Origin of the sequence: Streptomyces sp. NPDC058289, assembly GCF_042880975.1 — a bacterium.
In the GTDB taxonomy this organism is placed as follows: Bacteria; Actinomycetota; Actinomycetes; order Streptomycetales; family Streptomycetaceae; genus Streptomyces; species Streptomyces stoeckheimensis.
Genome location: NZ_JBHVYI010000017.1, coordinates 97,668 through 118,088, shown reverse-complemented (window position 1 = coordinate 118,088; position 20,421 = coordinate 97,668). Strand labels below are relative to the sequence as shown.

Sequence of the window (20,421 nt, the reverse complement as noted above, 5' to 3'; positions counted from 1 at the left end):
CGGGCCCCCCCCCCCACGGGCCCACGGCCCAACCCCCCTGCGGCCGTGCAACCGCGGGGGGCGTGGTGCCCGGGCGCAAGCGCCGGCCACCCTGGCCCCCGTCTGTTCACCGGCTCACAAGGTCACCGCGTGACCGCCGCGCAGTACGCCGGGTCGTTGGCCAGCAAGTGACGGTGCGTCCCTTCGGCCGTGACCACCCCGTCATCCAGGACGAGGACCCGGTCGGCCGCGTCCAGCAGGGCCGGGCTGCTGGTGATGACCACGGTGGTGCGGCCCCGGCGCAGCTCCGCGATCTTGCGGGCGACGAGCTGCTCGGTGACCGCGTCCACGGCGGTGGTCGGGTCCCGCAGCACCAGTACGTCGGAGTCCGCGGCCAGCGCCCGGGCCAGCGAGAGCCGCTGGCGCTGCCCGCCGGAGAGGTTCGAACCGCGGTCGCGGACCTCGTAGTCGAGTCCCTGGCGGTGCAGGGCGACGACATCGGTCAGCATGGACGCCTCGACGGCCTCGGGCACCGTCCGGCTGGTGCCCGACGGGTCGATGTTCGTACGGAGGGTTCCCGCGAAGATCTCCCCGTCGTACGGGTTCACCAGCATCAGTTCGCGGACCGCCTCGACCGACAGGTCCGCGAGGTCCTGCCCGCCGAGCCGCACGGTGCCGCCGTACGCGGTCGGCGGCACGTTCACCGCCAGGATCGAGGCGAGTTCGGCCGCCGCCCGCGGCTGGTAGACCGCGATCGCCGTGAACTGGCCCGCCGGGACGTGGAACTTCAGGCCCTGGAGGGACTCGTACCGGACGCAGTCGATCTCCAGGTCCCCGCCGGGTGCCGGACGGGCCGTCCCCGGGGCCGCCACCGGCGGGGCGGACAGCACCAGGGCCATCCGCTCCGCCGAAGCGCGCGCCATCATCACGTACTTGGGCATGTCCGAGAACAGCCGGAGCGGCTCCATGATGAACTGCGCCAGGCCCACGGCCATGACGAGCTCACCGATGCTGATCTGCCCGTCGAAGGCCAGCCAGCCGGCGGTCAGGGTCACCGCGGCGGCGAGGGTCGAGTTCAGGGCCAGTGCGGTGCCCGTGTAGGCGCCGTTCACCTTGGCGACCGTGATCGCCTGCTCCTTGGCCTCCGTGCTGACCTTCCGGTAGGACCGGAAGGCCGCGTGGTTGCCGCCGAAGCCGTGCAGCGGGCGCAGGCCGGTGATCAGGTCGGCGACCTTCGCACCCGCCCTCGCCACCCGGGCCTGCTGCTCCTGGGTGCTGCTGCCGATCCGCTTCGACATCACGCTGAGGGTCGACAGGATCGCAACCGTTCCGACCATGACGAGCAGGCCGAGCCGCAGGTCCGCCAGGCTCAGCGCGACCGCCGCGACCAGCACCGCGACCGAGGAGCTGATCAGCATCGGCACGACCTCGACGATGTCGGCGGTCTGGTCGGCGTCCTCGGTGGCGATGGTGAGCACCTCGCCGGACTTGAGGTCCACGTCCCGGGCCACCGGCTGGAGGCCGCAGGACGCGACCCGCACCCTCCAGTGGTGGGCCTCGGTCGTGTTGGCCTTCTGCAGGATGCGCATGCCGAACCGCCACGACAGCGACACCGTCGTGATGATCACGGCCAGCGCTGCGATCGAGAGGGCGAGCGCCCCGAGGCTCCGCCCGCGCATCGTGTGGTCGACGATCAGGCCGAGCGCGATCGGGAAGGCCGTCTCGCCCGCCTGGTACAGGCCCATGAGGACGGTGCCCCAGACCATGGCGCCGACGTTGCGCCGTATGGCGGTCCGGAGGATGTCGGATCCCGCGCGGCGGGATCTCTGGACGTCAGGAGTTGTCATCAAGGTGCCGGGCAATCGCTTCGGGGGTTCGCAGGGTGAGCAGGTCTCGGATGGTGATCGTGGGGCCGAATTCCCGGCGCAGGAGTCCGACCAGGCGTACGGCCAGCATGGAGTGTCCGCCGAGTGACGCGAAATCGCTCACAGCGCTCACCTCGTCGTCGTCCAGGTCCAGGGCTTCGGCGAAGAACTCGCAGACCAGGACCTCGGTCTCGGTCTCCGGGCCGCGCTCGCCCGAAGTGGTCAGCGCGCCCAGCGGCTTGGGCTCCGGCAGGGCCTTGGTGTCGGCCTTCCCGTTCACCGTGAGCGGGATGGCGTCGACCTGAGCGTAGTGCGTCGGGCGCAGGTAGTCGGGCAGTCCGGCGCCCACCTCGGCGGCGACCGCCGCCAGGTCGGAGCCGGTCCCCAGCACGAGGTACGCGGCCAGCCGGTAGGCGCCGTCGACCTGCGGGTCGGGCTGGGCGACCGCGGCGGTGAACCGTACCGCCGGGTGCGCGGCGAACGCGGCCTCCACCTCCCCCAGTTCGACGCGGTGGCCCCGGATCTTGACCTGCTGGTCGGTGCGGCCGAGGTACATCAGGTTCCCGTCCGGCCGGCGGATCACCAGGTCGCCGGTGCGGTACATGCGCTCGCCGGGCGCACCGAACGGCGAGGCGACGAACCGGTGCGCGGTCTGGGCCGGCTGGCCGAGGTACCCGCGGGCGATGCCGATGCCGGAGACGTAGAGCTCACCGGGAACCCCGTCCGGCAGCGGCCGCAGCCACGGGTCCAGGACGAACACCTCGGTGTTGTCGATGGCCACGCCCACCACCGGGTCCTGGCACTCGAAGGTGCCCACGCCCAGGGTGTTGATGGTGTATTCCGTGGGTCCGTACAGGTTGTAGCCGACCGTCCCCTCGGTCTCGGCGAGCCGCTGCCACAGGGTCGGGGTGACCGCCTCGCCGCCCAGGAGCACCAGCGCGGGGCGCCGGTCCGGGTTGTCGAGCAGGCCTTCGGCCGCCAGCTGCTGCGCGTAGGTCGGGGTCACGTTGATGACGTCGATCCCGTGCTCGCGGCAGTAGTCGACCAGTCCGGGTGCGTCGCGGCGCAGTTCCTCGTCGCAGATGTGCACCTCGTGGCCGTCGGCGAGCCACAGGAGCTCCTCCCACGACATGTCGAAGGCGAAGGACACGGTGTGCGCGATCTTGAAGATCCGGTTTCCGTGCTCCGCCAGCACCGGTTCGAAGATGCGGCGCTGGTGGTTGATCAGCATGTTGGTGAGTCCGGCGTACTCGGTCACGACGCCCTTGGGCTTGCCCGTCGAACCGGAGGTGTAGATCGTGTACGCCGGGTACCGCAGCCGGTTGGGGTCGTCGGTAGCGAACGTCACGAGCGGCTCGGCCTCCGGAAGGGGCCGGTCCAGCTCGATCAGGTCGCCGGTTTCGATCAGGTCGCCGATCAGGCGGGGCGAGACGGCGCTGACGGTGAGGATCACCTCGGGCCGGGCGTCCGCGACGATCGTGGCGATCCGCTCGTCCGGGTGGTCCAGCTCCAGCGGTACGTACGCGGCTCCGGTGCGCAGTACGGCGAACAGCGCGACGATCCAGTCCAGCGTGCGCGGGATCGCCAGGCCCACCGTCTTCTCCGGGCCGATGCCGCGTCCGGCGAGCACGCCCGCCAGCAGGCGGCTGCGGTCCTGGAGTTCGGCGAAGGTCATGCTCCGGCCGTGCGCGACGAGCGCGACCCGCTCGGGTGCGCGGTCCGCCGCCCGGTCGAAGCGGTCGACCACCGTGTCGGTGCCGATGTCGGTGCGGTCGGCCGGCCCGGGCACCGGCCCGAGGCCGGGCAGCGCGCCCACCGGTCCGGTGGAGCGGGCCAGGTCCTGGAGCAGGCCGACGTAGTCGTCGAGGAGGCGGCGGGCGCTGTCGGAGTCGCCGTGGCGGTGCTCCAGCTTGACCGTGAGCCGGTCTCCGGGGGTGACGACCCAGGTGAAGGGGTAGTGGGTGGAGTCGTCCGACTTCACCTCGGTGATGCCGTGGCGGGCGTTCATCTCGGCGAGCCCGTCCAGGTCCAGGAAGTTCTGGAGCACGAACAGGTTGTCGAAGAGGGTGTCGTGTCCGCTGGCCCGCTGGATCTCGCCGAGCCCCAGGTGCTCGTGCTCCATCGCGTCGACCCGAGCCGCCTGTACGGAGGCCAGGTACTCCCCGACCGTGTCCTGCGGCCTGGCCCGCGTCCACATGGGCACGGTGTTGAGGAGCACGCCGACGATGTCGGACAGGCCCTCGCCCTCACGGCCGGAGACGGTCACGCCGAACACGGCGTCGCTGCGGCCGGTGTGGGCGCCGAGCAGCAGGCCGAAGGCGCCGGTGAGGACCGAGTTCAACGTGACTCCGTGCGCCCTGGCCGTCTCCCGCAGCAGCTGCGACTGCTCGGCGGTCAGGGTGTGCAGGAGCGCGGGCGGCAGGTCGTCCGAGAGGGACGGCGCCGGTCCGGCGAGCAGTGTCGGGCCGGAGAGTCCGGTCAGGTGCTCGGCCCAGAACCGCTCCGAGACGGCCGGATCCTTGGCGGCGAGCTCCCGGGCGTGGTCCTCGAAGCCCGGTACGGCCGGGGTCGTGGACGGCTGCTCGCCGGCGAGTACGGCCCGGTAGGCCTCGAAGAGGTCGCGGAGCACGATCGCGCGGGACCAGCCGTCCCACAGCAGCAGGTGGTAGCTGAGGAGCAGGCCGTCGCGGCCGTCGGGCAGCCGGATCACGGTCAGCCGGATCAGCGGCGGCTCGGCCGGGTCGAAGCCGGTGTTGCGGTCCCGGACGCGCAGGGCTTCGACTTCCTCGTCGGTCGACAGCTCGACCGTGTGGACGCCGACCCGGCGGCCCGCCTTGAGGATCTGGACGGGGTTCCCGTCGTCGTCGGTGGTGAAGCCGGCTCCGACGACGGGGTGCCGGGCCATGACCACGGCCATGGCCTCGGTCAGGGCGTCGGTGTCGAGGCGGTGGTCGAGGGCGAAGTAGCTCTGTGCGACGTAGTGTCCGGCCGTGCCCGCCAGCTGGGCCTGGAAGAACAGGCCGCGCTGCAGTGCGGTGACCGGCGCCGTGCGCTCGGCCGTCACGGCGGCTTCCGCGAGGGTTTCCAGGGCGTGCAGCCAGTGCGCGGTGATCTCGTCGGGGATCTCCTCGGCGAGGGTGAAGGTCGCGTGCAGGCTGCCGGTGGCCGCGTCGGTCCAGGCGTTGACCTCGACGGCGTACGGGCTGCCCTGGTCGCCGCCGGTGATGTGCAGGGCCCGGGACTCGCTGCCCCGGCCGAGGTAGTTGAAGAGCACCTGCGGGCGGGCGGTCAGCAGCGGGGCCGTCTGCGGGTTGAGGTAGCGGAGCCGGCCGTAGGCGAGGTGCCCGGACTCGTCCGGCTGGCGCGCCGCGAGCTCGCGGGCCGCCGCGACGGGGTCGGTGTGCGCGGTGAGCCGGACGGGCGCGATGGCGGTGAACCAACCGACGGTACGGGTGTAGTCGTGGTGCTCCAGTACGGACACCCGGCCGTGCCGCTCCAGCTCGATCGCGAGATCGGTGGGCGTCGGCTGGATCCGCGTCAGGGCGGTGCGCAGGGCGCCGCACAGCAGCTCGGTGAGCGCGACGCCGAGCGCCGCGGGGGCGGTGCGCGTCACCAGGTCGCCGGCCTCGGGACCGAGGACCACGGTGGTGTCGCGCAGGACGCCGGACGCGGGCAGCAGTGCGGGCGCCCGGAGGGTGTCGACCCAGTGCCCGAGGTCGTCGGCTCCGGCGGCGGACCGCAGGGTCAGCGCGTCGGCGTACTCGGCGTAGGAGGTGGTCGCCGGTGCGAGGGTCTCCCCGCGCAGGGCGGCGGCCAGGTCGTCCAGCAGGATCAGCCAGGACACCGAGTCGACCGCGATGTGGTGCACGGTGACCACCAGGGTGCCGGTCTTCGCGAGCCAGGTGAAGGCGGTGACCTCCCCGGTCTCGGGGTCGAGCCGTCCGGCGGCCTCGTTGGCGGCGGCCGTGGCGTCGGCCGTGTCCGCGCGGACGACGGTGGCCTCGCGGGCGGGCTCGGTGCGCAGGGTCCACACGCCGTGCTCGGTGTGCAGGCGCATCCGCAGGGCCGGGTGGGCGGCCAGTACGGCGTTGGCGGCGCGCTCGACGTCGGCGAACGCGGTGCCTTCGGCCACCTCGACGGTTCGGGCCTGGGCGAACCGGGCGAGGGAGCCGCCCAGTTCGCGCTGGCGCAGGATGATGGGCGTGGGCGGCAGCGGGCCGTCCTCGCGGCGCGCGGGCGCCGGTGCGGAGGCCGTGGTCTGCGGTGCACGCGTGCCCAGGAGCTCGGCGAGCGCGCGCGGCGTCTTCAGGAGGAACACGTCGCGGGGTGCGATCGGCAGGCCGAGCGCCCTGGCGCGGTTGACCACGGTGATGGCGATGATGCTGTCGCCGCCCGCGCCGAAGAAGTCGGTGTCCGCGTCGGCGGCCGGGTGGGACAGGGTGTCGGCGAAGATGCCGATCAGCGAGGCGAGCTGCGAACCGCCGCCCGCATCGCCGGCCACCGGGGTGTCGTCCTGTGCGGCCGCCGCGATCAGGGCCTTGCGGTCCAGCTTGCCGTTGACGGTCAGCGGCAGGGAGTCCACCGGCAGGACCCGGCCCGGCACCATGTGCACGGGCAGCTTCTCCGCGAGGAGGGCGGAGAGGTCGCCGGGCACCCGGCCCACGACGTGCGCGACCAGGTGGTCGCCGCTGTCGGCGACGGTGACGGCCACGTCGACCACGCCGTCGAGGTCCCGCAGCGCGGACTCGACCTCGCCGAGCTCGATGCGGAAGCCCTTGAGCTGGACCTGGTCGTCGGCGCGACCGGTGAACTCCAGTTCGCCGTCGAGGGTACGGACGGCCAGGTCGCCCGTGTGGTACATCCGGGAGCCGTCGCTCGCGAACGGGTTCGCCACGAACCGGCCCGCGGTGAGGCCCGGCCGCCCGAGGTAGCCGAGGGACACCTGGTCGCCGGCCACGTAGATGGCGCCGACCTGCCCCGGCGGAACCGGCCGGAGCCGGTCGTCGAGCAGGTGGGTGACCAGGCCCGGGATGGGTCCGCCGATGGGGCTCACGTCGTCGCCGAAGGCGAAGTCCCCTTCGGTCAGCACCCGGTGGGTCACGTGGACGGTGGTCTCGGTGATCCCGTACATGTTGACGAGCTCGGGCGAGGCGGCGCCGTGCCGCTCGACCCAGCCGCGCAGCCGTCCGAGGTCCAGCGCCTCGCCGCCGAAGATGACGCGGCGCAGGGCGGGGAGGGGCTCACCGGCGTGCCGGTCGGCCTCGACGAACTGGTAGAAGGCCGAGGGCGTCTGGTTGAGCACGGTCACTCCGCGCTCGCGGACCAGCCGGTGGAAGTCGACCGGGGAGCGGGTCAGGCCGTAGTCGGGGACGAGCAGTTCGCCGCCGTGCGCCAGGGCGCCCCACAGCTCCCAGACGGCGAAGTCGAAGGAGTAGGAGTGGAACTGGACCCAGACGTCGTCCGGGCCGAACTCCATGTCCGGCTGGGTGTTGGCGAGCAGCGCGACCACGCTGGAGTGCGGGACGACGACGCCCTTGGGCTTGCCGGTCGACCCGGACGTGTAGATCACGTACGCGGGGTCGTGCCAGGCGACCTCGTCCGCCGGGGCCCCGACCGTCTCGGCGGCCTCCTGCGGTAGTTCGTCGCCCTGTACGAGGACCCGGGCGGCGACTCCCGCCCGCTCCAGCAGGGCGGTGAAGCGTTCGCGCTGAGCGGGGTCCACGAGGACGGCCTGCGGGGCGGCGTCGCCGAGGACGTACTCCAGCCGGTCGTCGGGGTAGGCCATGTCGAGCGGGACGTACGCGCCGCCCGCGCTGACGATCGCGACCAGGGCGACGACCTGCTCGATGGTGCGCGGGACGGCCACGGCCACGCGCCGGCCCGGCCGGACCCCGGCCGCGCGCAGGGCGGCGGCCAGTTCGTTCTTCGCGTCGGCGAGTTCGCCGTAGGTCAGGGAGCGGGTGGTGCCGTCGAGCGCGCACTGGGTGACGGCGGTGGCCGCCGGGTCCCGGTCCGCCGCGGCGTCGAAGAGCGCGCCGAGGGTGGTCGGGGTGATCCGTGCGGGGCTCCTGCCGCCCTCGGGCGCCAGGTCGCCGACCGGGGCGTCCGGCCGGGTGAGCAGGCCGGTGAGGGTGTGCGTGAACCGGTTCAGGATGTCGCGGGCGCTGCTTTCGCGGAGCAGTTCGCCGTCGTAGATCAGGTTGAAGCGCGGGCGCCCGTCGAGTGCCCGTTCCACGACCAGGGTCAGCGGGTAGTGCGGGGCTCCCTCGTTGACGAGGCCGGTGACGGCGAGGGTGTCGCCGGTGCGGCGCAGGGCGGCCACGTCGGTGGCCACGTCGAACACCACGAGGGTGTCGAAGAGGGAGCCGACGCCGGCCAGCCGGCCGATCCGTGCCAGCGAGACGTGCTGGTGCGGCAGGACCGCGCCCTGGTGCTCGCGCACCGAGGTGAGCAGTTCGCGCGCCGTGGTGTCGGCGGTCCACCGCGCACGCAGCGGGACGGTGTTGATGAACAGGCCGACCATGTCCTCGATGCCGGGGACGTCCGCGTCGCGGCCGGAGACCGTGGATCCGAAGACCACGTCGGCGGAGTGCAGGATCCCGCCCAGGGTCACCGCCCAGGCACTGTGCACGGCCACGCTCAGGGGTACGCCGACCGTCCGGGCGGCCGCGTCGATGTCGTCCGCCGGTTCCACCGAGGTGTCGGCGAACCGGTCGGACGGGGTGTGCTCCCTGGCCACCAGCGAGGGGCCGGGCAGCTCGGCGAGTTCGGCGCCCCACACGCGGTCGCTCTCGTCGGCGTCGCGCTCCGCGAGCCAGCCGACGTAGTCGGGGAAGCCGCTCAGCGGGTAGGTGCTTCCCGGCGCGTGGTACTCGGCGAGCAGCGCGCGGAGCATCGGGGGCACCGACCAGCCGTCGGCGATGATGTGGTGGACGGTCTGCACGAGGACGTTGCGGCCGGATTCCGGGTCGCGGACCAGCGTGAACCGCATCAGCGGGCCGGTGGCCAGGTCGAATCCGGCGCGGCGGTCCCGCTCGGCGAGTTCGTGGAGTTCCGCCTCGGTGATGCCGGGCCGGTCGAGGGTGGTGAAGGGCGCCTCGGCGCCGCTTTCCAGTACGGAGACGACGCGGCCGTCGGCGAGGGCCGTGAACCGTGCGGCCAGGTTCGGGTACAGGGTGAGCAGCCGGGTGGCCGCGGTCGCGAGGCGGGCGGGGTCGAGCGCGCCCTCCAGCGTCAGCAGCTGCTGTTCGACGTAGCTGCCCGCGGAGTCGTCGTCGAAGACCGAGTGGAAGTACAGGCCTTCCTGGAGCGGGGTCAGGGGGAGGACGGCGCGCAGCGCGGGTCCGTCCAGCGCGTCGACGTCGGCCTGGGTCAGCCGCACCAGCGGGAAGTCGCTGGGCGAGTGGCCGCCCTCGTCGAGTGCGGCCAGGGCGGTGAGGGCCGCCTGGAAGTACCCGCCGATCGCCTCGATGTCCTCGTCGGTGAACATCCCGTCGGGCCAGGAGAGGGTGGTGACGAGTTCGTACGCGCCGGTGGCGGAGGGTTCGGCGATCGCGTTGAACTCCAGGGCGCGCGGCAGGCGCATCCTCGGGTCGCGCTTCTCGCCGAGCTGACCGGTGGTGCCGGAGAGCTGCCAGTCCCCCGACGCGCCCGCGTCGAAGCGGCCCAGGTAGTTGAAGAGGACCTGGGGCGCCGGGGCCGTGAAGGGTGTGTCGGCCAGGTAGCGCAGGGCGCCGTAGGAGACGCCGTTGCTCGGTACGCGGGCGAGGTCTTCCTTGACCGCCTTGAGTGCGGCGGCGAGGTAGCTGGGGTCGGTGAAGTCACCGGTCGTGCCGGGGTCCACGGTCACGGGGAACAGCGTCGTGAACCAGCCGACGGTCCGCGACAGTTCCGGCTCGATGCCCGCGGCGCCGGCCACGTGGCGGCCTTCGCGGCCGTGGCCCTCCAGCTCGATGTGCGCGAAGGTCTGCTCCTGGCCGCGGCCGCGGCGCCACCGGGCGAGGGTGACGGCGAGCGCGGTCAGCAGGACGTCGTTGACGCCCGCGTGGAACTTCGCGGGGATCTCGCCCAGCAGCGCGGCCGTGGCCTCGGAGCCCACGGTGAAGATCCGGTGCCGCTCCCGCTCGACGGTGTCGGCTTCCGACGGGGCCCGCCGGCCCAGGGGCGCGTCGGGGCCCGGCAGGGGGCGCTCGAAGTGGGCGCGGTCGGCGTCGAAGTCCGCGCTGCCCAGGAGCTGGGTCCAGCGCCGGAACGAGGTGCCCACCGGGGGCAGTTCGATCTCCGTGCCCGCGGAGAACTGGCGCCATGCCGTGGCCAGGTCCTCCATCAGCACCCGCCAGGACACGCCGTCGACCACCACGTGGTGGGCGACCAGGACCAGCTGGCGGGCCTCGCGGCGCCAGACGGCCCGCAGCATCACGCCGCCGTCCGGGTCCAGTCCTTCGGTGGCGAGGGCCACGCACGCGTCGAGCGGCCCGTCGCTCTCCTGCCAGTCGGCCGCGGCTCCGTCGGCCTCCGGGATGTCGAAGCTCCAGCGGTCTCCGCGTACGAGCCGGGCGCGCAGCATGTCGTGCCGGGCGACGACGGAGTCGAGGATCGGGCCGAGGGCGTCGGCGGTGAGGTCAGCCGGGGTGTTCAGTACGACCGCCTGGACGAATCCGTCGATCGCGTCCGTGGTCCGGCCCAGCCACTGGACGATGGGCGAGCCCGGTACGGGACCGGTCGCGACGTCGGCGTGGTCCACCCGGGCCACGTCCTCGCGGCCGGCCACCGCCGCCAGTGCGCCCAGGACGCTGTTGGCGAAGATCTGCCCCGCGGTGACGTAGAGGCCCGCCTCGCGCAGGGCGCTCAGCAGCGAGATGGCGAGGATGCTGTCTCCGCCGAGCTGGAAGAAGTCCTGGTCGACGCCGACTTCCTCCAGCCGCAGCACGGAGGCGACGGCCGCGCACACGGCGCGCTCCTCGTCGGTGGAGGGCCGGAGAAACGTCCCGGTCACGATCTCGGGTTCGGGCAGGGCGCGCCGGTCGAGCTTGCCGTTCGCGGTGAGCGGGAACTCGGTCATCACGACGATGTGGGCGGGCACCATGTACTCGACCATGTGCTCGGTGGCCCAGGCCTTGACCTCGTCGGCCCGCAGCTGTTCGCTGCCGGCGGCGGGGATCACGTACCCCACGAGGTAGGTGCCGCCCGCGCTGTTCTTCTTCGCGATGACGCAGGTGTGCCGTACCGCGGGGTGCTCCGCGAGGCCGACCTCGACGTCCTCCAGCTCGAGGCGCATGCCGCGGATCTTGATCTGGTTGTCGGCGCGGCCGAGGAAGTCCAGCGAGCCGTCGGGGGCGAACCGGGCGAGGTCGCCGGTGCGGTAGAGGCGGGAGCCGTCGTCGGCGAAGGGGTTCGCCACGAACCGGGACGCGGTCAGTCCGGGTGCGCCCACGTAGCCGCGGCCCAGGAGGAAGCCGCCGACGTAGAGCTCGCCGCCGACGCCGACCGGGACGGGCCGCAGTTCGTCGTCGAGGACGTACAGCTGGGTGTTGGGGTTGGCCTTGCCGATCGAGGTGGACAGGCGTTCCGCTTCGCCGCGGTAGATGACGTGGGAGACGCCGATGGTCGTCTCGGCCGGGCCGTAGCCGTGGTACATGGGGATGTCGAGCCGGGTGCGGAACCGCTCGTACAGCTCCGGGGTGAGCACCTCGCCGCCGCACCACACGTGGCGCATGCTGTCGAGGCGGTCGGAGTCGCCGGCGATCTCCAGCAGGACGTCCAGCATCGAGGAGACGAGGTAGGTGAAGGTGACGCGGTGCTCGGCGATGACGCCGAGCAGGTGGTGCGGGTCGCGTTCGCCGCCGGGGCGCAGGACGACGAGGCGGCCGCCGCACACCAGCGGGAGGAAGATCTCGTTGATGGATATGTCGAAGGACAGCGGTGCCTTGAACAGCGAGGCGTCGTCGTGGCCGAAGCCCAGGATCTCGTTGACCTGCCACAGCAGGCGTTCGCTGATCGCCTCGTGGCGGATCATCGCGCCCTTGGGGCGGCCGGTCGAACCGGACGTGAAGATCACGTAGGCCAGGGCGTTGCCGTGCGCGGTGATTCCGGTGTCTCCGGCGGGCTGGTCGGCGTACCGCCAGTCGTCGAGGTCGACGGCGACGGCGGCCGGTTCCGCGGGGTCGTGCTCGCCGGAGTCGTTGAGCTGCACCACGACCCGCGCGTCGTCGATGACGACGGCGCGGCGCGCGGCGGGCCACTGCGGGTCGAGCGGGACGAACGCGCAGCCGGCCTGGAGCACGCCGAGGAGGCCGATCACCATGTCGGCGGAGCGGCCCAGCGAGATGCCCACGACCTGCTCGGAGCCGAGTCCGCGTCCGATCAGGTGGTGGGCCAGCTGCGCGGACAGCTCCGCCGCCTGGCGGTAGGTCAGCGAGCGGTGTTCGTCGATGATGGCGACCGCGTCCGGCCGCAGGCGCGCCTGCTCGCGGAACATCTCCACGATGGTCGGCCGGACCCGGTCCGCAGCGTTGTCGTTCCACTCGGCCAGGGTCTTGAGCCGCTCCGCCACGCCGGTCGGGCTGATGGTGCCGAGGGGCCGGTCGGGGAAGTCCGCCAGGTCGTCCAGCGCGAGCTGGGCGTCGGACTGCAGGACGCTCCCGGGGACCGCGATGGCCCAGCCGTCAGGGGCGGCTTCGCCGGCCTCCCAACCAGTTGGTGCCGTACCGCCGTTGTCGACCCATCCGAGGACGTCCGCGAAGAGCGTGCCGGGGGTCAGGTCGATTCCGTCGGGGCTGACGCCCGTCGCCCAGTACGACAGTCCGATGGCACAGGCCTCGGCGATGGTCCGGTCGGAGTATCCGCCGGTACGCCGGCGCACGTCTGCCAGGCGCGTAGGAGAGATCAGCACGAGACGAGCGCTCGGTTCCATCATTGAAGACTCAACACCCTTCCAAGGTACGAAGGCTAGCCTAACCTAAATTAGGGTGGCCTAACTAGCGTCTCTCCAGGCCCGCCAGAGTCGCGCGTAGCGGCCGCCCAGGGCCACCAACTCCTCGTGCGTACCCTGCTCCACGACGCGTCCCGCATCCAGCACCGCGATCCTGTCGGCGGCCACCGCCTGGGTCAGCCGGTGGGCCACGAACAGGGTGGTCCGCCCGGCGCAGGCGGCCAGTACGGCCCGTTCCAGCTCGGCGGCGCCCTCGCTGCCCGCTTCCGCGGTCGACTCGTCGAGCACCACCACGGGCGCCCGGCCCAACACCAGCCGGGCCAGGGCGACCTGGGCGACCTTCGTACCGTCCAGCCGGGCACCGCCCTCGCCGACCGCGGAGTTCAGACCCTCGGGCAGCGCATCGACCCACTCGGCCGCCCCTACGGTGCCCAGCGCGGCCAGCAGTTCGGCGTCGGTCGCCTCCGGCGCGGCCAGTCGCAGGTCATCGGCGAGCGGCCCGGAGAACACGTGCGTCTCCTGGGTCAGGATGCTCACCAGCGCCCTCGCCGCGGCCTCGTCCAGATCGGCGAGGTCGGTCGACCCGATCCGCACCGACCCGGCCTCCGGGGTCCCGATGCCGGCGATGAGCGCGGCCAGGGTCGTCTTGCCGGCGCCCGTCGCGCCCACCAGGGCCAGCGAGCCGCCCGCCGGGATCGTCAGGCTGACATCGCTCAGGACCGGCTCCTCGGCTCCGGGGTAACGGAACGTCAGCCCCTTCACCGTCACCGGGTACGGCTCCTCGCCCGCCGGCGCGGCGGTCGCATCGCCCACCAGCCGGTCCTCCGTGGACTCCGCCAGCACCCCGACGAGCCGGGTCAGGCTCGCGCCCGACTTCTGGGCCTCGTCGAAGGTGAACATGATCGCGCCCAGCGGGGTGAACAGGCGGTGGAACACCAGCGGCGCCGCCGCCACTTCGCCGAGGGTGGCGGAGCCGGTCTCCAGCAGGGCGTAGCCCACCACGAGGATCAGGACCAGGCCGATGAACTCCGCGCGGTTCTCCCGGCCGACGAACCGGCCGAAGAAGTGGAACACCTCGATGCCGAGGTCCCGCACCCGCCGCGAATCGTCGGAGACCTTCTCGCGGAAGGCCTCCTCCAGGCGGTGTGCCCGTACCGTCTCGATGCCGTTCAGACCGCTGATCAGCGCCTGCGCGCGCTCGGCCTGGGCCACCGCGCGCTTGCGGTAGAGCGGGGCGGACCGGGGCAGGTACCAGCGCAGGGCCAGCGCGTAGGCCGGCAGCGCGCACGCGCCGGCCAGCCCGAGCCGCCAGTCGAGGCCGAACATGCCGACCGTGGCGATGGCCACCAGGATCCCCGCGGAGAACACCGTGGGGATGGCCGAGCGGATGCCCTTGGACAGGACGGCGACGTCGTCGCCGACCCTGGAGAGCACGTCTCCGCGGCCCACTTGCTCGACCCGGGCGCTGGGCATGCCCAGCACGGCCCGTACGGCACCTTCGCGCAGGTGCGCGAGCAGGTCGGCGCCGAGCCGCCCGATCAGGTAGGCGGACAGGGCGGTGGCCGCCGCGCCGAGCAGCGCGGCGGCCACCATCCACGCCCCGATCGTGATCAGGACCGAGCGCGGTTCCCCCTCGGTCACTGCGTCGACCACCTGGCCGAGCAGTAGTACGGGGAGCATCTGGAGAGCCGCCCCGGCGACCGTGCTGAGTACGGCGCCGGACGTCAGCCAGGGCATCGTGCGGCAGTTCGCCGCGACCCATCGGGCTGCTTCACGTCCGGTCGTCGTACGCAGGGTTGCCGGGGCGACCCGAATGTCCGTGGTGCTCACACCTAGCCGACCGACTTGACGAGCTCGTCGATGGCGAACGGCAGGGCCGGCAGGGTGGCCTGGGACATGGCGGCGCCGGCGGCCGGGCCCTCGCTGTCCAGCAGGTAGGACACCTTGTTGGCCTTGGTGACCTTCAGGTTGGCGAACAGGTCGGACTTCTTCAGCGCGTCCGTGTCGGCCTTGTCGTTGATGACGAAGACGCGGTCGACGTCGATGAGGTCCATGCGCTCCGGGGAGAGCGCGAAGGAGAACTTGCCGTCCGAGATCTTGTCGAGCTCGGTCTGACCCTTGAAGCCCATGCCGGTCAGGAGCTGGCCGCGCACGTCGGTGGTGGTGAAGGGGTTGACCGCGTCCTTGTACCAGGACACCGCAACGGCCGTCTGGGTGGCGAACTCGGGGTGCGCCGTCTTGACCGCGGCGAGCTTGTCCTGGATGCCCTGGACCATCGCCTTGCCCTCGGTCTCCTTGCCGACCGCCTTGGCGATCTGGAGGGCGTTGTCCTGCCACGGAGCGCTGAAGGGCTCCTTCTCGGTCTTGGTGCGGCCGACCGTCGGGGCGATCTTCGACAGCTTGTCGTAGGCGGCCTGGTCGACCTCGGAGTAGACCGCGATGATCAGGTCGGGGCGCAGGGCCGCGATCTTCTCGAAGTTGGGGCCGGCGTCACCGTTGTTCATGATGACCTCGGGCTTGGTCTCGCCCCACTTGTCCTTCACCCAGGGCCACTGGGTGTTGATGTCGGGGCTCTGACCGGCCGGGTTCGGGTACTGGTCGACCATGCCGACCGGCTTGATGCCGAACGCGAGGACGTTCTGGTCGTCGGTGTAGCCGACGGTGACGACGCGCTGGGGGGCCTTCTTGACCTCGGTGGAGCCGAAGAAGTGCTCGACGGTGACCGGGAACGCACCGGTGGCGGCCGGGGCGTTGGCGCTGTCGTCCTTCTTGTCCTTGTCGGCCGAGTCGGAACCGCACCCGGCAAGGAGGCCTACACCGAGGGCCGCGGCGGACACGGTTGCCGCCAGCTGCCGCCAGGGCTTCATACGTGTCGTTCGGTCGAGGAGCATGCGGGATCCCTTGCTTTCGTGCTGTCCACTGCGGCCCCACTTAGGGCAGGCAAACCGTACCCCGGGGAAGTGAGGTAAGCCTAGCCTAAGTTACGAGGCTCTCGTTTCAGCTGCCCGCACTCTGGACGCCCTCACTCTGGACGTGGGTCCGCCCGATCGGCACGACGAGCGGCCGGTCGCCCACCGGGTCGTCAATCACCATGGCACGCAGGCCGAATGCCTCGAGCAACAGCTCGGCGGTCAGCACCTCGCGCGGGTGACCCTGCGCCAGGACCGAACCGGCCTTCATCACGATCAGGTTGTCGCTGTAGCGCGCGGCCAGATTGAGGTCGTGCAGCACCATGACCACGGTGCATCCCGACTCGTGCAGGTCGTCGACCAGGTCGAGCACGTCGATGGCGTGCGCCAGGTCCAAATAGGTGGTGGGCTCGTCGAGCAGCAGCAGGTCGGTGCCCTGAGCGAGGGTCATCGATATCCACACGCGTTGACGCTGGCCCCCGGAGAGGGCGTCGACGGGACGGTCGGCCAGGTCGGCCACCCCCGTCATGGCCAGCGCCCGCTCCACCACGGAGGCGTCGTCCGAGGACCACTGCCGCAGCCAGCTCTGGTGCGGATGCCGGCCCCTGGCGACCAGGTCGGCCACGGTGAGGCCTTCCGGCGCGACCGGCGCCTGGGGCAGCAGGCCGAGCTTCTTCGCCACGTCCCGGGTCCGCAGCCGGGCGATGTCCTCGCCGTCCAGGACGACGGACCCGCTGGTCGGCTTGAGCAGCCGCGACAGGGTCCGCAACAGGGTCGACTTGCCGCACCCGTTGGGGCCGATGATCGTGGTCACCACCCCCGGCGGGATCGACACGTCGAGCGCGTCGATGACGGTCCGGTCGCCGTACCCGACCGTGACGCCCTTGGCCGCCAGCCGCGGAACTCCATCGACCCCGGACCGGCTCTCGGTGATGTACTGAGCGACCACGGCTCCCCCTCTATTTAGGCTTGCCTAACCTTTCTATCACCTAGCGGCGGTTCGCCCGCACCAGGAGGTAGATGAGGAAGGGGCCGCCGATCGCGGCGGTGACCACACCGACCGGCAGGGTGACCGGCAGCGCCGTACGGGCGACCAGGTCCGAGCCGATCAGCAGCAGCGATCCCACCACGGCGGACGCCACCAACGGCGGGGTGGGGGACTTCGTCAGACGGATCGCCACCTGCGGCGCCACCATGGCGACGAAGGGGACCGGTCCCGCCGCGCTCACCGCGAAGCCCGCCAGGAGCACCGCGCACAGCAGCAGGACGGCCCGTACCAGCGCGTACCGGACGCCGAGGCCCGCGGCCACGTCGTCGCCGAAGTGCAGCGGCTTGAACTGGAACGCCACGCACGACACGACCACCGCGAGGGCGAGCGTGCCCCAGAGGGCCACCCCCACCTCGTCCCACGACCGGTTGTCCAGGGAGCCGACCAGCCAGGCCTGGGCCCGCGCCACGTCCCTGATGTCGGCGGTGACCAGCAGCCAGGTCGTGATCGCCTCCATCACGGCGCTCACGGAGAGGCCGATGAGGATGAGCCGGAAGCCGTCGACCCCGCGCCGCCACGCCATGAAGTACACCAGCAGTCCCGTGCCGAGACCTCCCGCCAGCGCCGCCCCGGACAGCCCCACGGAGCTGACGACCGCGGCCGTGGCCCCGCCCGACACGGTCACCAGGCAGACCGCGACCGCGCTGGCGCCTCCGGTGATCCCCAGGATGTCCGGACTGGCCAGCGGATTGCGGGCGATGGACTGGGTGATCGCCCCGGACATGCCCAGCGCGATGCCCACGACGAGCCCGGCCAGGGCCCGCGGCATGCGCAGGTCCATGATCACGAACTGGTCGACCTGCTCGCCGCCGCCGAAGAGGGTGGCGACCACCTGCGGCAGGCCGAGGGGGAAGTCCCCCACGGCGATGGACAGGCAGAACACCAGGAAGGCCGCCGCCATCAGCAGCAGCGTGACCAGCACGATCCTGGGCCGCCAGACGAACGACATGCCGCCGAGCCGCACACCGGGCGCCACCGACGGCTTCTTTGCGGGCTTCACCACTGTCACGTTCATGCGCTCTTGAACTTTCCCCGCCACACCAGGACCGCGAAGAACGGGGCGCCGAGGAGAGCGACGAGGACGCCCGCGTCCAGCTCTCCCGGCCGCACCACGACGCGTCCCACGATGTCGCAGACCAGAAGGACGACCGCGCCGAGAAGACCCGCGTACGGCACCAGCCAGCGGTAGTCGGGCCCGGCCAGATAGCGGGCCACGTGCGCCACCATGAGCCCGAGGAAGGCGATGGGGCCGCACGCCGCCGTGGCCGCACCCGCCAGCAGCGTGATGGCGATGATGCCGACGGTCCGGATCAGCGCGATGTTCACGCCCAGTCCGCGCGCCACGTCGTCGCCCAGGTTCAGCAGGTTGACGGAGGGCAGGGTGGTCAGCGCCAGCACCAGTCCGACCACGATGAAGGCCGTCACCGGCCAGATGACGTCGAACCCGACGCCCGCCACCGACCCGGCGTTCCAGAACCGCAGGGCGTTCAGCGCCGCCTTGTCCGACAGCGCGACCGCCGTCGTCATCGCCATCAGGAACACCGTGACCCCCTGACCGGCCAGAGCGAGCGTCAGCGGATTGCCCGCGCCCCGGCCGATGCTCGACAGCCCGAAGACGACGACACCGGCGAGCGCGGCTCCCAGGAAGGCGAACCAGACGTACTCGAACGGGTTCGTGAGCCCGAGCAGGGCGATCGCCGACACCACGGCGAACGAGGCGCCGGTGTTCACCCCGAGAAGGCCGGTGTCCGCGATGGGGTTGCGCGTGTACCCCTGGATCAGTGCTCCGCCGACGCCCAGGGCGATGCCCGCCACGATCGCGAGGACCGTACGGGGCACCCGTACGGTCCTCATGATGAGCCGGGCTTCGGAGAGCTTCTGGTCGGGGTCCGGATCCGCGAAGAGCCCGTGCCACGCCTCGGCGGGGCTCAGCGCCCGCGCGCCGACGGCGAGGGACACCAGCGCCGCGGCCACGAGGACCGCGAAGAGGGCGACCAGACCCACGATCCGCCGCCGCCGGGCCTGCGCGACGACCCGGGAAGGCGCCGGGCACCCGACCGCGGGCGGGCCGCCGGCAGGGAGGCGAGTACCAGTGGACACGGACGTTCCTTATGTATGGGGCAACTGGTTGCACACTACTGCCGTGCCCCGGGGGCGAGAACGCCCGGGAGGCACGGCAGTGGCTGAACGGGGCCGGCTGAACGGGGGCCGGTCGAACGGAGCCCGGTCGATCGGAGCCGGTTGAACGGGGCCGGTTGAACGGGGCCGGTCAGACGGCCGGCTGGCGGGCTCCGCCGCCCGCTCCCCCGGCGACCGGGCGGGCCTGGTCGGGCACGGACTTGAGGTTCCGGTCGAGTATCGAGTCGAGTATCTCCCCTACCCGTACCGCGGTGTTGGACAGCAGGGAGGAGGTGATGCCGTGCGTGTGCTCGGTTCCGCCCTGGAGGTAGATGCCGCAGCTCAGTTCGAGGTCGGTCGCCACCCGGTAGTCGCGCTCGACCCGGACGCGGCCCTGGTCGTCGCGGTGGCAGCGGTCCGCGACCTCGCCGAGCAGCCCCAGGCCGTCGGCCTGCTGGTACCCGGTGGCGCACACCACGACGTCGGCGTCGAGCACGCTCTCCTCGCCGGTGACCAGGGACTTGATGCTGGCGCGGACCCCGTCGGCCGTCTCCTCCACGCCCGTCAGGCGCGAGACGTTCAGGAAGCGGAGCCGCTCGGTGCCGAGGACCTTCTCCTGGTACGACTGCCGGTACAGGTCGTCGATGAGGTCGATGTCGACCACGGAGTAGTTGGTGTTGCCGTGGTAACCCATCAGCCGCTGCTTCACGTCCTCCGGGGCGGTGAAGTACTCGTCCACCGCCTGGGGGTCGAAGATGCGGTTGGCGAAGCTGCTGTCGTCCGCCGGGCTGTAGCCGTAGCGGGAGAAGACCGCGCAGACCTCGGCCTGCGGGAAACGGCGGTGCAGGTAGGCCACGTTCTCGGCGGCGCTCTGGCCGGCGCCGACCACGATGAAGCGGGTGGGCTCGCTGCCTTCGAGCGCGTCGACCTTGGTCAGCAGGTCGGTGTTGTGCCAGACGTGGTCGGTCCGCTCGACGCCCTCCGGCATGACCGGGCGCAGCCCGGTGGAGATGACGAGGTTGCGGGCACGGTGGACGACGACCTCGTCGCCGGATCGCGCCGTCACGTCGAGGTACTCCACGACGCCGTCGCGCACCACGGGCTCGACGGAGACGACCTGGTGGCCGTACGAGACCATGTCGTCGACCTTGGCGGCGGCCCACTCGAGGTAGTCGTGGAACTCGACCCGCAGCGGGAACAGGTTCTTGTGGTTGACGAAATCGATCAGCCGGCCCTTCTCCTGCAGGTAGCAGAGGAAGCTGTATTCGCTGGTCGGGTTCCGGAGCGTCACCAGGTCCTTCATGAAGGACACTTGCATCGTCGCGTCGTCGATGAGCATGCCGCGGTGCCACCCGAAGCGGGGCTGCTGCTCGAAGAAGTGGGCGGTGACCGCCTCTTGCCTTCCGACGCGCACGTTGTGCTCGCTGAGCGCGATCGCCATGGCGACGTTCGACGGCCCGAAGCCGATACCGATCAGGTCGTGGATCAGTGGTGCGTCGCCAGGAAGAGCCTGTGACATGTCACTCCCATTGGTGCGGGACAGCCGCCTGCCAGGCGTCGTGTCAGGGGTGG

The 20,421-nt window shown here is 71.8% G+C and carries 8 protein-coding genes; all 8 read right to left on the bottom strand.

What is annotated here, in order from left to right:
• Positions 1-122: 122 nt before the first annotated feature.
• The 8 genes from ACFVX6_RS11770 to ACFVX6_RS11735 all read right to left on the bottom strand — a co-directional run bounded on the left by ACFVX6_RS11770 (position 123) and on the right by ACFVX6_RS11735 (position 20,368).
• The gene (locus ACFVX6_RS11770) at positions 123-1,826 is read right to left on the bottom strand and encodes an ABC transporter ATP-binding protein (protein ID WP_389690272.1); all 1,704 of its coding nucleotides are present in this window, start codon (positions 1,824-1,826) and stop codon (positions 123-125) included.
• Positions 1,813-12,759 (bottom strand): amino acid adenylation domain-containing protein, encoded by a 10,947-nt coding sequence (locus ACFVX6_RS11765; protein WP_389690270.1) that lies wholly within the window; start codon positions 12,757-12,759, stop codon positions 1,813-1,815. Before ACFVX6_RS11765 ends, ACFVX6_RS11770 begins: the two co-directional genes overlap by 14 nt.
• 57 nt (positions 12,760-12,816) lie before the next feature.
• Complete coding sequence (locus ACFVX6_RS11760) at positions 12,817-14,604, bottom strand: ABC transporter ATP-binding protein (protein ID WP_389690268.1); 1,788 nt, start codon at positions 14,602-14,604, stop codon at positions 12,817-12,819.
• A 2-nt stretch (positions 14,605-14,606) separates the two neighbouring features.
• The gene (locus tag ACFVX6_RS11755) at positions 14,607-15,665 is read right to left on the bottom strand and encodes an iron-siderophore ABC transporter substrate-binding protein (protein WP_389690266.1); all 1,059 of its coding nucleotides are present in this window, start codon (positions 15,663-15,665) and stop codon (positions 14,607-14,609) included.
• 106 nt (positions 15,666-15,771) lie between these two features.
• Positions 15,772-16,632: an ABC transporter ATP-binding protein gene (locus ACFVX6_RS11750; RefSeq protein WP_389690264.1), complete on the bottom strand. Its 861-nt coding sequence runs from the start codon at positions 16,630-16,632 to the stop codon at positions 15,772-15,774.
• A gap of 40 nt (positions 16,633-16,672) precedes the next feature.
• Complete coding sequence (locus tag ACFVX6_RS11745; RefSeq protein ID WP_389690262.1) at positions 16,673-17,746, bottom strand: FecCD family ABC transporter permease; 1,074 nt, start codon at positions 17,744-17,746, stop codon at positions 16,673-16,675.
• Positions 17,743-18,738 (bottom strand): FecCD family ABC transporter permease, encoded by a 996-nt coding sequence (locus ACFVX6_RS11740; protein ID WP_389690278.1) that lies wholly within the window; start codon positions 18,736-18,738, stop codon positions 17,743-17,745. The genes ACFVX6_RS11745 and ACFVX6_RS11740 overlap by 4 nt, the downstream gene beginning before the upstream one ends.
• 262 nt (positions 18,739-19,000) lie before the next feature.
• Positions 19,001-20,368 carry a lysine N(6)-hydroxylase/L-ornithine N(5)-oxygenase family protein gene (locus ACFVX6_RS11735; protein WP_389690260.1) on the bottom strand — a complete coding sequence of 456 codons (1,368 nt, stop codon included), beginning with the start codon at positions 20,366-20,368 and terminating at the stop codon, positions 19,001-19,003.
• Between the last annotated feature and the right edge of the window lie 53 nt (positions 20,369-20,421).

Coding starts and splice junctions, on each gene's coding strand:
- ACFVX6_RS11770 (WP_389690272.1), bottom strand. CDS start 1,826: ATGACAACTCCTGACGTCCAGAGATCCCGCCGCGCGGGATCCGACATC.
- ACFVX6_RS11765 (WP_389690270.1), bottom strand. CDS start 12,759: ATGATGGAACCGAGCGCTCGTCTCGTGCTGATCTCTCCTACGCGCCTG.
- ACFVX6_RS11755 (WP_389690266.1), bottom strand. CDS start 15,665: ATGCTCCTCGACCGAACGACACGTATGAAGCCCTGGCGGCAGCTGGCG.
- ACFVX6_RS11745 (WP_389690262.1), bottom strand. CDS start 17,746: ATGAACGTGACAGTGGTGAAGCCCGCAAAGAAGCCGTCGGTGGCGCCC.
- ACFVX6_RS11735 (WP_389690260.1), bottom strand. CDS start 20,368: ATGTCACAGGCTCTTCCTGGCGACGCACCACTGATCCACGACCTGATC.